Raw genomic sequence first — 12,752 nt, forward strand, 5'->3', positions numbered from 1 at the left:
TTAGCTTATGGAATCACTCGGGGAACTGCTGACGCAGATGAAAAGCCCGGTGCTGCGCCGGCGCTCGGAGGAATTGACGGCGAAGCTGATGAGCGATCCGCTGGTATTGGATCTGAGGACGCGCTATCCTGAGCTGAAGGATGAGCAGCTTACGCTGAATATGGCCAAGCTCTATCAATATGTGCAGACTTCGCGTCACTGTGACAACTGCCCAGGGCTTGATCGCTGCCCGAATGATTTTCCCGGCCATTATACGAAGCTAACGGTCGATACGTCTTACGGGGATGCTGCGATCAATGACCGGCAAATGCCCTGCAACCTGCAGATCCAGCGGGAACGGGAGCTCGCGATCAAGAAGCGGATTCACAGCTTCTACGTGGATGAGCGGGCGCTGGAGGAAGGCTACAGCGAAGTGGAGATCATGAGCAAGGATCGGGACCGGGCTCCGGCGGTGGGCCGGGTATTCCAATACATCAACGAGGTGAAGGAGAACGGACTGTCGCCTCGCGGCTTGTATTTGGAAGGCCATTTTGGGACAGGCAAGACGTTCCTGATGTGTTATCTGCTGCATGAGCTGGCCAAGGCAGGATATTCCGGGGTCATTGTCTATGTGCCTGAATTTGTTGAGGATTTGAAGTCGATGTTCCAGGATAGCCAGAAGCTGAGGGAAACCGTGGAAGTGATGAAGCAGGCCGACCTGCTTATCTTCGACGATATCGGCGCTGAGAATTTGAATCCTTGGGTCCGCGATCACGTGATGGGCCCGATCCTGAATTACCGTATGAACCGCAAGCCGACCTTCTATACGTCAAATTACTCGCTCGGAGGTCTTGAGAAGCATCTTAGCTTTACGAGCAAGGATGGGGAGGAGCTTCACAAAGGGCAGCGCCTTATGGATCGTATCGCGCCGTTCGTGGAGGTTGTTCAGGTTCGCGGCGTGAACAAGCGTGGACAGAAATAATAAATATTGTGGCAAAAAAAATAGCAGGCCGGAGCTGTAAGCCCGGTCTGCTATTCTTCATACTGCAAAGGGTTCCTTATGTATAAGCCTGCCAGGAGACCCGTGCTGCCGATGATGATGCAATCACCATTAGCTGGCTAGAAATTTAAAAATGACCATACCGAAGAAAATGACGGCCATAACCGTCAGCATGCCAAAAAAGCCATTCATCAGGTCAAACAAATCGTTGCGCGGCTCTTCGTTGATATGCTCCCGCGGGTCATTTACGTGCGTATTTGCGTCCATGGCGATGGGGCCTCCTCGAAAATTATATTTATCAATGAAATACGTCATAGACAAAACGGTTTTGGGTTATTATTAGTATAACCAAACGTTCAACGGTTTGTAAAGAACAAGCAGGTAGTACGATTTTTCATTTGCTATATATTTGTGGTATACTTTGAATGACGCTAATTTTTAGCGGCATTATACAATATGTATGACACAAACCATGTTTAAATAACATGTTATACGTGCCCTTAACATGAAGGAGGAGATTAATATGGCAATCGTTAACGTATCCGATCAAACTTTCAATAATGAAGTGGAAAGCACAGGAACTGTCCTGGTTGACTTCTGGGCTCCTTGGTGCGGTCCTTGTAAAATGATCGCTCCTATTCTGGAGGATCTGGCAACTGAAGTAGGCGATTCCGTCAAGATCGCAAAAGTTAATGTTGACGATAACCCAGAATCGGCTTCCCGCTTCGGCGTGATGAGCATTCCGACGCTCATTCTTTTCAAGGACGGACAACCGGTCGATAAAGTGGTCGGTTTGAACTCGAAAGACGCTCTGAAGAGCCTTATCGCTAAGCATCAATAAGCATTGGTGCGGGAATCATGTCTTTTCACGCCTCCGGAATCTCCGGGGGCGTTTTCTATGTCATACCCTAGTGTAGTATTATGGGGAGGGGGGAACATGGGTATGGATGAATCGGTTAGTCATCTGCAGGAACAAGAACAGGACAAGGAGAAGGCGCTGGAGAATATCCGCCACAAGCTGGCGCTGCTGCCGGATTTGCCTGGCTGCTATTTAATGAAGAACAGCAAAGGAACGATCATTTACGTCGGGAAAGCCAAGGTGCTTAAGAACCGCGTACGATCTTATTTTACGGGCAGCCATGACGGTAAAACCCAGCGGCTCGTCTCTGAAATCCGTGATTTTGAATATATCGTAACCGCCAGCAACATGGAAGCACTCATTTTGGAATGCAATTTAATCAAACAGCATCACCCGCGTTATAACGTCCTGCTTAAGGACGACAAGACGTTTCCATATTTGAAGATCACGAATGAACCTCATCCGAGGCTTGAGGTTACCCGGCGGGTGCTGAAGGATAAAGCGAAGTATTTCGGTCCTTATCCGAACGGATATGCGGCCCAGCAGACGAAGAAGCTGCTCGACCGCATGTACCCGCTGCGCAAGTGCAACGTCATGCCTAAAGAGGTCTGCCTCTATTACCACATTGGCCAATGCATGGCGCCGTGTGTGGAGGAGGTGCCTCAGGAGAAATACGATGAGATTACGCAGGAGATCCACTCCTTTCTAAGCGGCGGCCACGAAGAGATCAAGAAAGAGCTGCAGCGCAAAATGCAGGAAGCGGCCGAAGATCTGTATTTCGAACGGGCCAAGGAGCTGCGCGACCAAATCATGAGCATCGATGCGATGATGGAGAAGCAGAAAATTACGATGGCTGACGCCAAAGACCGTGATGTGTTCGGTTATGCCGTTGATAAAGGCTGGATGTGCGTGCAAATATTATATATGCGCCAGGGAAAAATGATCGAACGGCATGCCTCCGCGTTTCCGTTCTACGGTGAAGCCTATCAGGATTTCCTGTCATTCGTGACGCAGTATTACAGCGATAACCCGGCACTGCCCCAGGAGATCTTGCTTCCGGCGAAACCAGCCGGCACGGAAGCGGGCGCAGACGGCACGGAGGCGGATGTCAAAGAAGCCGCAGACGCGATCAGCGGATCAGCAGAGCTGCAGCAGTGGCTTGGCGTCAAGACGCTGGTGCCGCAGCGGGGACTGAAGCGGCAAATGATTTCTATGGCCGAGGAGAACGCCCGGGTGTCCCTAGAGGAGAAATTCCGGCTCATTGAGCGGAACGAGGAGCGTACCTCGAAGGCAGCTGAAAATTTAGGCGCTGCTATCGGGTTAGAGTCGCTATCGCGCATTGAGGCGTTCGACAACTCCAACATTCAGGGAACGAACCCGGTATCCGCCATGGTCGTGTTCATCGATGGAAAGCCGGCGAAGAAAGAGTACCGGAAATACAAAGTCCGCACTGTAGAAGGGCCGGATGATTACGAGACGATGCGGGAAGTGATTCGCCGCCGCTATGAGCGGGTGCTTAAAGAGAATTTACCGCAGCCTGACCTGATCGTCGTGGACGGCGGGAAGGGTCAAATCTCAGCAGCAGTGGACGTGCTGGAGAACGAACTGGGTTTGTTTATCCCTGTATGCGGGCTCGTTAAGGATGATAAGCATAGAACCGCCCAGCTCATGGTGGGAGATCCGCCGGAGCCGGTTCATCTGCCGCGCGACAGTCAGGAGTTCTATCTCCTGCAGCGCATTCAGGAGGAGGTTCACCGCTTCGCGATCACTTTTCACCGCGAGCAGCGGGCCAAGTCAATGGTGGCGTCGCGGCTGGACGCGATCCCAGGCATCGGGGAGAAGCGGCGCAAGCTGCTGCTGAAGCACTTCGGTTCGCTCAAAAAAATAAAAGAGGCCTCCGTCGAAGACTTTCGGCCTCTGTCGATCGGCGACAAGCTCGCCAATCAGATTATTAATGCCCTTCGGGATGAGGAGTCGTAAACTGCGGCTCCTCTTCTTTGCGTTGTACCGGCGGAATGCTTCCCCTCCGGCCCGGTGGGTTGAATAAGTAAATGACGTAAGCTACGATCGCCGGTAGAGCGATGTAAACGATCCCTGCAGTCCAGTTCAGCGTCCCGCCCATCATCATAAGGCTGAGCGACATGAGAATGCTGTTGAAGATGACATGCGTGAACATGGCGGTAATATAGCCGTAGTGCAGGAAAACAAAGCTGAACAACAGTCCGATAATCGTCAGCTCGATCGGGCGCGAATAGACGGGATATATCGGATACAAGGAATGTCCAAACGCCCAAATCATCGACGATATCAAGCTGGCTATAAATGTACTGCGGAAAATTTTCTTCAGCATAGGGATGCCGAACAAGCGATAGACCGCTTCCTCGCCGATTCCCGCGACCCAGGCGAGCAGGGGGAATAGGACGGGGTAAATCATGTTGTAGGCCGACTGGGAGGCGTCAGTCGTTGACCAGGTGCCGAATGTCCGCTCCAGGATGAAAAAAATGACCGATTGCGCCCCGAGCAGGACTAAGGCCCACAAATAAGCGCTTTGCATTGAGAACAGCACATGCCGTCCGTATTCCGGTTCTTTGGCTCTGGCCCATAGATTCAGCCCCTGCTTGCGCCAGAGTCCGTCTCCTCCGATCAGGGAGAAGTAAATGGAGGCCGATATAACCAGGGTGAGTGCGCCCTGCACGATGAAGCCAATGATCAGAATGCCGGTTCCGAGCCCGTCCTTCTGCAGCAGCGGAAGCATGTTAACCGCTCCGACCATCGAGAAAACAAAGTAAGCAGAGGACAGAACCAGGCCTCGTAGGAAAGAAGAGAACGGTCTAGTCTTCACACTGTAGATGATCGCCAGAATACCGAGCACGAAGGTGAACAGGGCATAGCCGACCCAGGTGAACCAGTTGGCCAGCTTCTTTTGGCCTTTTACATAGTCCAGGTGACCGGCAGGAGGATCGAAGTAAGCCTGCATGGAGGAGACGCTTCCGTCTTCGAAGCGGAATTCGATCAGCCCGCGGGACAGGCCGGCTTCAAAACCGGGTACCCCGTAGATAAGCCCTGATTCGCTTTCTGCGCTCTCGATCTTCAGCTTAGCGGGATCAAAGTTAAACGCTTTAAGGTAAGGAGCGGCAAGGCTAGCTTTGTCTTCGGGCGTCAGGCCACCTTCCGTTACCAGCAAGCCCTTGCCGCCCTCTATGCCTTGCTTCTGAAGCAGCTCTCTGGTGGCGCTGCTATAGGTCTCAATGCGTTCGAATCCGGCTACATTGCCGCCATACATGTTAACGTCCACAGTTAAGGCGCTAAGGATACCGCCGGGTTGTTCGAAACGAACGCGAAACACCTCAAGCGGAAACTGCTCATCGTAATTTTTCATATAAGCATTCATTAGATTTTCGTGGGACAAATAACCATATATATCCGATCGAGATTCGTATGTAACTATAGCATGGTCCAATGATACAGGCAGCTCCAGCGTGGAGGCGGCAAATTCGGCAGCGAGTTCCTTCGCCTGCTGCTTCGTGATCGTCTTCTGAATTTGCTGCAACGAATCCGGCGTGGCCATCGGCAGAATCTGTACGGCTAGAAAAATGAGGAAGCCTACGGCGGCCAGCACCCGAAGAGTGTTGCGCTTCGGCGCTCGCCCTGGAGACGAAAAGACTGATAACATTCAAAAACCCCTTTGCAATAGTGTAAATGGATATCATTGTAAAGATACCATAAGCCTTGAGCAATCGCCAGAAAGCGAACGAGCAAGGGTAGTAAACAGGCAATAATTCCGCAAAAATACAGCATGACTCAGAGAATGAAGGGTGGCAAGCTCCGTTTCAGGCGGCAAAGGTTATTTTCATGGTATTTCGGGTAAATCAAGCTTTGTAGTGAACGTTAATTAAGCTTATAATCCAATTCATAGAGATGGGATGAAAATGAAATGAAAGATATGAAAAGAATATCAGCCGAATTTCCAGTGGAAAACGGGGGAACCAATTTTTTGGGGTGAATTTCTCAGGCCCTGCACGGACGCGAAAGTCCGGCGCAGGAGGTGAATAGGGCTGCTGTGCAGGCCCGAACCCGTCAGCTAACCTCGTAGGCGTACTGCAGCAGGAACCATAACCGAAAGGGCTCTGGATTTCCAGTGCTTTTTTCTTTTGCCAAAGTGTCCATAATAATGGGTATTAATATTCAGATATGCAGATCAAGACAAGAAGAGGTGAGCAGGGTGCCGTCACGATGGTTTAAATTATCTCCACCGCGTATATTGGTACTCGGTTTTGCAGCGATTATTTTGATCGGGGCGCTGCTACTAATGACGCCGCTCGCCAATACGACCGGGGAATCCCTTTCTTTCGTAGACGCGTTGTTTACGGCGACCTCTGCCACTTGCGTTACCGGACTTATCGTACGTGATACGGGAACTTATTTTTCGACATTCGGCCAAATCGTGATTATTACGCTTATTCAAATCGGGGGACTCGGTTTCATGACGATGGCGACTCTCTTCTCCCTTGTGTTCAAGCGGCGGATTTCGCTGCGGGACCGCCTTCTGCTGCAGGAGGCGATGAATCAGAATACGATGGAGGGCATCGTCCGCCTCATTCGCAAGGTGCTAATGTACTCCTTGATCATTGAGGCTAGTGCTGCCGTATTGTTTGCGATTCGCTGGGCGTTTGACATGCCGTTTGGACGGGCCGCTTACTATGGAATTTTTCATGCGGTTTCTCTGTTCAACAACGCTGGCTTCGATTTGTTCGGAAATTTCCAAAGCCTGACGGGGTATGTGGACGATCCGCTCGTTAACTTCGTAGCGATGTTCCTGGTCGTATCGGGCGGCCTCGGCTTTATCGTGCTGTCCGAGCTCGCGGACTTCCGCCGCAGCCGTAAGCTGTCGCTGCATTCCAAAGTAGTTCTGTCCATGACGGGGGCGCTTATTGTCATCGGGGCTATCGTGATCTTCATATTTGAATTTACCAATGCGAGAACGATGGGATCGTTGGATTGGAGCGGGAAAATATGGGGCTCGTTCTTCCAATCCGTCAATTCTAGAACGGCCGGTGCGAACTCGGTAGATATCGGGGCACTTCGCCAGGCCACCCAGTTCTTCATGATCATCCTGATGTTCATCGGCGCATCTCCTGGCTCGACGGGCGGCGGGATCAAAACGACGACGTTCATGATTTTGGTAGGCGCGGTCATCTCCATGATTCGCGGCCGCAATGATTTGGTGTTATTCCGTTATCGCCTGTCCCAAGAGCGGATTTTCAAGGCGGTGACGATTACGATGCTCGCCCTGTTCCTGATCATTGCAGTAGCGATGGTGCTGTCGACCACCGAAGATGCGAGCTTCCTGAGCATTTTGTTCGAGACGACGTCCGCTTTTGCCACGGCAGGTTTAACGATGGGGCTGACGCTGGATTTGACCGATATCGGCAAAGTCATTTTATGCTTCATGATGTTTACTGGCCGCTTGGGTCTTTTGACGTTGGCTTATGCGCTTGGTCCGAAGAAGGGGAAGGAATTGTACCGCTATCCCGAAGGGAAAATGATTATAGGATAGGAGTTTGACCAATCAATGAAAATGCAGCAGTTTGTGGTAATCGGCCTGGGGCGCTTCGGCTCCAGCCTAGCGCTCGAGTTAATGGATTTGGGGTACGAGGTGCTCGGCATCGACTTGAACGAAGAGCTGGTGAACGACATGAGCGCTTATTTGACCCATGCCGTCATGGCTGACGCTACGGATGAAGAGGTGCTGAAATCGCTAGGCGTCCGCAACTTCGATTGCGGCATCGTGGCGATCGGCAGCGATATTCAGATGAGCATACTGACGGCGATTCTGCTCAAGGATTTGGGCATCAAGCAGGTTGTCGCCAAGGCGATTTCTGTCCTGCATGGCCGGGCACTGGAGAAGCTTGGCGTGGACCGGGTTATTTTTCCGGAGAGGGATATGGGGGTTCGCGTTGCGCATCAGCTTGTGACTCCGAATTTGCTCGATTACATCGAGCTGTCGAAGGAGTATAGCATCGTCGAGCTGAGGGTACCTGAATGCCTTGCCGGAAAGACGCTGGGCGAGATCAATCCACGCGTGAATTACAGCTGCAGCATAGTTGCTATCCATAAGCAAACGGGAGTCATTGTTGCCCCTACCGCGATGGATGTGCTGAATGACGGAGATATTATGGTCATGATCGGTTCTAATGAGAATATCGATAGATTTGAAGCTGTCATTAACGAGGACGAGTGATCGATAAAATAGTAAAGGAAGCTGCAGTCCAGCCGGGAGGGTCGGATGCAGCTTCCTTTATATTTGGTGTTTTATTTGGTGCGTTATTTTAAGCGGACTTTACTTCAGCGCTTCGGTATAGCCACCAGCAGATGAAGGCCGCGCCGATGGAGATGGCGATAGCGAAATGGGGAGGGAGGATATCCACCAGCGTTTTGGCCGTCGCATCGATGAGAGTAGGATTGTTCGTACGAAGAGCATCTAAACTCAAAATATAAACAATGATCAATCCAACGCCCCAGAACAAGCCGAACCGATACATCAAGGTACTCGTCAGAAAGAACAGTATGGCCAGAAGGAAGTAGACGGCAGTTTGCGGATACCATAGCATGCCATATGAAATGACGGTAGTGCTCGGACCGAAACTGATCAGCGGGAGCAGTTGCTTGAGCGCTACCATGAGGAGCGTCTGTACAAGGGATACCGCTATGCTGAATGCAGCGAAATAAATCAGGCTGCTCCAATAGTACTGCTTGCGCGTATAGCCCAAGCCCATTAGCCGCGGGAAGGAATTGACGGCTGTAATATAAGCGATTAGCAAGATGAAAATTGAAATTGCAGCAAAATTATTATTTATGACTAATGCCATTGCATTTTCGGGCTCATATATGCCGTATCCGGCAATCAGCCAAAAATCAAGGAACAGTAAAATAGCTCCAAACCACAGCAGCCGCTTGCGGTTATCATGCCAATGGAAGGCAAGCTGGCTACGAAACGTTCTCATGGATAGACACCTCCGAACTTGTTGGTTGGTTCCTCGCGGATGAAATGCATCATCGAGGAAGGGCTCCAACTCGTTGTTATACCCCATTTCTAGTCTCGTGAATCATCGTAAAGCGCAACGTTAGTACAAATAATGGGGCTTTATTTATTCCAGCTCCAAAGCATCGACCAGACTGTCCTTGATGTCTTTGATCCAATCTTTGGTCTCTTGGGTCAGCTCTGAGCTGCTGCCATAGATGAGACAGGTCTCTCGGCGCGTCTGTTCCAGCTCTTTCATAGGCAGGGCCACCAGCTCATTGTCTTTCAGCAGCTGGGGCCTTAAATAAGATTGCGGCAGCAGCGCGGCGGCCCGGCACGTTGGGAGAAGACGGACGATCGCTTCGAAGGAGTCGATTTCCATCCGTACGTCTGGAATGATGCCATAGCGCCCAAAGAGGTCATCAATCAACTTCCGGTACCAGGTCCCTTTGGAGAAAATGATCATGGGCAGTCCGTTCAAATCCTCCATGGCTGCCGGCTTGCCTCCTGCCAGGGCATGGTTCCGCGGGACGACCAGCTCCAGATGATCTTGAAACAGGGTGATGCATTTCAAGCCCTGCTCAGAAATCGATGAAGCGACAACGCCAAGATCGACCTTTTTGTCGCGGACATAGGAGACGATTTCATGTGTTTTGCCGGTAACGAGTTTCAATTCGATATCCGGTGACTTATTCATCAACACAGTCACAAGTGGCGGGAGAGTCGTCTGGATCGTCGTCAGACTCGCTCCCAGCGTGACGACTCTCCGCTCGGCCGTCTTGAAGCGGGATACCGATTGCAGGAAATGCTGATGGCGCTGCCGCTGCTCAAGGGCATAGATATATGCCTCCTGGCCGACGCGGGTCAGCTCAAGCCGCTTGCCCTTGCGGTCGAATAGCGCCACGCCCCATTCCTCCTCGAGCTTGGCTATTTTGCGCGATAGGGCAGGCTGCGACAAATTCAGCAGCTTTGATGCTTTATTCAAGCTGGACTGCTCGACGACAGTGGTGAATACGAGTAAATCTTCCATCATAGGTAACATCCCTCCGAGTGTTAGCCGTGCATTTATATTATATTGAAAAAAGACTGATTTCTTAGATTGATTATTACGCATATTAAATAGGAAGTTTATGCTTGTACATAGTTATGCATAAATGTTATAACGATTAATAAGTATATTGCAATTCCATTATAAGATAAAAAGGAGTAACATTGAAAGTGACACAAGATGTTCACATGTTATCTTAATCACATGCGAATAGGGCCGTTTAAATGTGGGTTTTATCATATACTTGCTTGGCGGCCGGTGTTGAATGATGTCATTGAATAGGGAACGATGGAAACGAGAAAGGGGAACACGCACTTATGAAAGGGTTTTATTCCAGAAAGCTGCACTCGCTCCTGGGTGTCATTCCGCTAGGATTCTTTATTCTGGAACACATGATTACGAACTTTTCGGCCGTTGAAGGCGGAAGGCAGGGATTCATGGATGCCGTTGCATTACTGAACAGTCTGCCTCTTGTTATTGTAATTGAAGCATTGTTTATTTGGCTGCCGCTGCTGTATCACGGCGTTTACGGCATGTATATCGCATTTCAGGCCAAGCCGAACAATGGCAGATTCCGCAATGAACGGAACCTGCGTTATTTGCTTCAGCGGATTAGCGGGGTTATCGTGTTTGCATTTGTGATTTGGCACGTTTGGGAGACTCGGGTACAAGTCGCATTGGGTAATGTGACGCATGAGGAGCTTGGTGCGGTCATGCACGGCATCGTTACGCAGCCGATCTTCTTCATCATTTATTTCATCAGCGTGATCGCGGCTTCGTTCCACTTTGCCAACGGCATGTGGTCTTTCCTGGTAAGCTGGGGAATTACGGTTGGCCCGCGTGCGCAGCGCGTTTCCTCGAACATTTTCATGGGGCTGTTCGTGATCGTATCCGTGATGTTCATTTGGTCGCTATTCGCATTCCGCAACGTGGAATTTGCTGCGGAAGGAACGGCTATGCTGCAAACGCTGAAGTCGTTCATCGGCTAAGATTGGTAAAACAAAACTAAGCGGATGCTTTCGAAGCAAGTTTTGTTACGAAGTAATCCTGAGAAGTATCGCTCAACAAAACTTTTAGGAGTTGAAACATATATGGCTAAACAAAGCATTATCGTCGTAGGCGGCGGGCTGGCGGGGCTCATGGCTACGATCAAAGCGGCGGAGGCCGGGACTCAGGTGCATTTGTTCTCCCTTGTTCCGGTCAAGCGTTCGCACTCCGTCTGCGCGCAGGGCGGCATCAACGGCGCCGTCAACACGAAGGGCGAAGGCGACTCCCCATGGGAGCATTTTGACGACACGGTATACGGCGGAGATTTCCTTGCGAATCAGCCGCCGGTTAAAGCGATGTGCGAAGCGGCTCCAGGCATCATCCATCTGATGGACCGGATGGGGGTTATGTTTAACCGCACGCCGGAGGGCTTACTGGATTTCCGCCGTTTCGGCGGAACGAAGCATCACCGCACGGCGTTTGCCGGAGCGACGACGGGCCAGCAACTGCTGTACGCGCTCGATGAGCAGGTACGCCGCTATGAAGCTGCGGGGCTCGTGACGAAGTATGAGAGCTGGGAGTTCATGTCCGCTGTGCTGGACGACGAAGGCGTATGCCGCGGGATTGTGGCGCAGGATCTTCGGTCGATGGAGGTTGTTACCTTCGCCTCCGATGCCGTGATTTTGGCGACGGGCGGGCCTGGTATTATTTTTGGCAAAACAACAAACTCGGTCATTAATACAGGTACTGCGGCGAGTGCCGTGTATCAGCAGGGTGTTCATTACGCGAACGGGGAGTTCATCCAAATTCACCCGACGGCGATTCCGGGCGACGACAAGCTGCGCTTAATGTCGGAATCGGCTCGCGGTGAGGGCGGACGGATTTGGACTTACAAGGAAGGAAAACCTTGGTATTTCCTTGAGGAGAAATATCCGGCGTACGGTAACCTGGTGCCTCGCGATATCGCTACCCGGGAAATTTTCAATGTCTGCGTAGAGCAGAAGCTGGGGATTAACGGCGAGAACATGGTATATCTCGATTTGTCCCACAAGGATCCGAAAGAGCTAGACATTAAGCTAGGTGGAATCATTGAGATTTATGAGAAGTTCATGGGGGACGACCCTCGTAAAATTCCGATGAAAATATTCCCGGCAGTCCATTATTCCATGGGCGGCATGTGGGTTGATTACAACCAAATGACCAATATTCCGGGTCTGTTCGCCGCTGGCGAATGCGAGTACCAATATCACGGCGCGAACCGCCTTGGAGCCAACTCGCTTGTCTCGGCGATTTACGGCGGTATGGTCGCCGGACCGAAGGCGGTTGAATACATCCGCGGACTGAAGAAGTCGGCAGAAGATCTTAGCCCGGCGATATTCGAGAAGAATCGCAAGGCGCAAGAGAACAAGTTCGAGGCTTTGCTGGCGATGGACGGCACAGAGAATGCCTATGTCATCCATAAGGAGCTCGGCGAGTGGATGACCGACAATATGACGGTTGTGCGCCACAACAGTAAGCTCGAAGCGACAATCGGAAAAATCAAAGAGCTTAAGCATCGTTACCAAAAAATTAACATTAACGATACGTCACGCTGGAACAACGCCGGTGCGGCATTTACCCGTCAGCTGTGGAATATGCTGGAGCTGGCAGAAGCGATGACGCTAGGCGCCTTGCTTCGTAATGAAAGCCGCGGTGCCCACTACAAACCGGAATTCCCGGATCGTAACGATGAGGAGTTCCTGAAGACGACGAAGGCGACATGGACGCCGGACGGACCGCAAATCTCATATGAAGAAGTGGATGTTTCGTTGATTCCACCGCGGATTCGCGACTATTCGAAGGAAAAATAGGAGGGGAA

Annotated in this window: 11 protein-coding genes and 1 riboswitch; of the genes, 7 read left to right on the plus strand and 4 right to left on the minus strand. The window is 51.1% G+C overall.

All coding sequences use genetic code 11. The annotated features are described in order from the left end of the window. The first annotated feature begins 7 nt into the window (after positions 1-7). Positions 8-961, plus strand: a complete 954-nt coding sequence (gene dnaI, locus ACYUJT_RS17170; RefSeq protein WP_460324389.1) for a primosomal protein DnaI — start codon at positions 8-10, stop codon at positions 959-961. 129 nt (positions 962-1,090) lie between these two features. On the opposite strand, the gene ACYUJT_RS17175 is transcribed toward dnaI, so the two are convergent. After that, positions 1,091-1,246 (minus strand): YqzM family protein, encoded by a 156-nt coding sequence (locus ACYUJT_RS17175; protein WP_460324391.1) that lies wholly within the window; start codon positions 1,244-1,246, stop codon positions 1,091-1,093. Between the two features lie 256 nt (positions 1,247-1,502). Between ACYUJT_RS17175 and trxA the strand changes: the two genes are divergently transcribed. Further along, positions 1,503-1,820, plus strand: a complete 318-nt coding sequence (gene trxA / locus ACYUJT_RS17180) for a thioredoxin (RefSeq protein ID WP_460324393.1) — start codon at positions 1,503-1,505, stop codon at positions 1,818-1,820. Positions 1,821-1,916: 96 nt separating this feature from the next. After that, complete coding sequence (gene uvrC / locus ACYUJT_RS17185) at positions 1,917-3,818, plus strand: excinuclease ABC subunit UvrC (protein WP_460324395.1); 1,902 nt, start codon at positions 1,917-1,919, stop codon at positions 3,816-3,818. On the opposite strand, the gene ACYUJT_RS17190 is transcribed toward uvrC, so the two are convergent. Beyond that, positions 3,790-5,511 (minus strand): CPBP family intramembrane glutamic endopeptidase, encoded by a 1,722-nt coding sequence (locus tag ACYUJT_RS17190; protein ID WP_460324397.1) that lies wholly within the window; start codon positions 5,509-5,511, stop codon positions 3,790-3,792. The two genes, uvrC and ACYUJT_RS17190, sit on opposite strands and share 29 nt — an antisense overlap. Positions 5,512-5,785: 274 nt before the next feature. Further along, positions 5,786-5,949, plus strand: a riboswitch (cyclic di-AMP (ydaO/yuaA leader). A 60-nt stretch (positions 5,950-6,009) separates the two neighbouring features. On the opposite strand from ACYUJT_RS17190, the gene ACYUJT_RS17195 reads away from it, so the two are divergent. Continuing rightward, a complete protein-coding gene (locus tag ACYUJT_RS17195; protein ID WP_460324399.1) occupies positions 6,010-7,395 on the plus strand; it encodes a TrkH family potassium uptake protein in 1,386 nt (461 codons plus the stop codon). 15 nt (positions 7,396-7,410) lie between these two features. Continuing rightward, positions 7,411-8,079: a potassium channel family protein gene (locus ACYUJT_RS17200; protein WP_460324401.1), complete on the plus strand. Its 669-nt coding sequence runs from the start codon at positions 7,411-7,413 to the stop codon at positions 8,077-8,079. Positions 8,080-8,167: 88 nt separating this feature from the next. Here ACYUJT_RS17200 and ACYUJT_RS17205 read toward each other — a convergent pair whose 3' ends face one another. Both ACYUJT_RS17205 and ACYUJT_RS17210 read right to left on the minus strand, forming a co-directional pair. Then, entirely contained in the window at positions 8,168-8,842 is a 675-nt protein-coding gene (locus tag ACYUJT_RS17205; RefSeq protein WP_460324403.1) for a DUF4052 family protein, read from the minus strand. Positions 8,843-8,986: 144 nt separating this feature from the next. After that, positions 8,987-9,892 carry a LysR family transcriptional regulator gene (locus tag ACYUJT_RS17210; protein WP_460324405.1) on the minus strand — a complete coding sequence of 302 codons (906 nt, stop codon included), beginning with the start codon at positions 9,890-9,892 and terminating at the stop codon, positions 8,987-8,989. A 332-nt stretch (positions 9,893-10,224) separates the two neighbouring features. On the opposite strand from ACYUJT_RS17210, the gene ACYUJT_RS17215 reads away from it, so the two are divergent. Next, positions 10,225-10,896 (plus strand): succinate dehydrogenase cytochrome b558 subunit, encoded by a 672-nt coding sequence (locus ACYUJT_RS17215; RefSeq protein WP_460324407.1) that lies wholly within the window; start codon positions 10,225-10,227, stop codon positions 10,894-10,896. A gap of 102 nt (positions 10,897-10,998) precedes the next feature. After that, on the plus strand, positions 10,999-12,744 hold the full coding sequence (gene sdhA / locus ACYUJT_RS17220) for a succinate dehydrogenase flavoprotein subunit (RefSeq protein ID WP_460324409.1): 1,746 nt from the start codon (positions 10,999-11,001) through the stop codon (positions 12,742-12,744). The last annotated feature ends 8 nt before the right edge of the window (positions 12,745-12,752 follow it).

It is taken from the genome of Paenibacillus sp. YSY-4.3 (assembly GCF_054767475.1).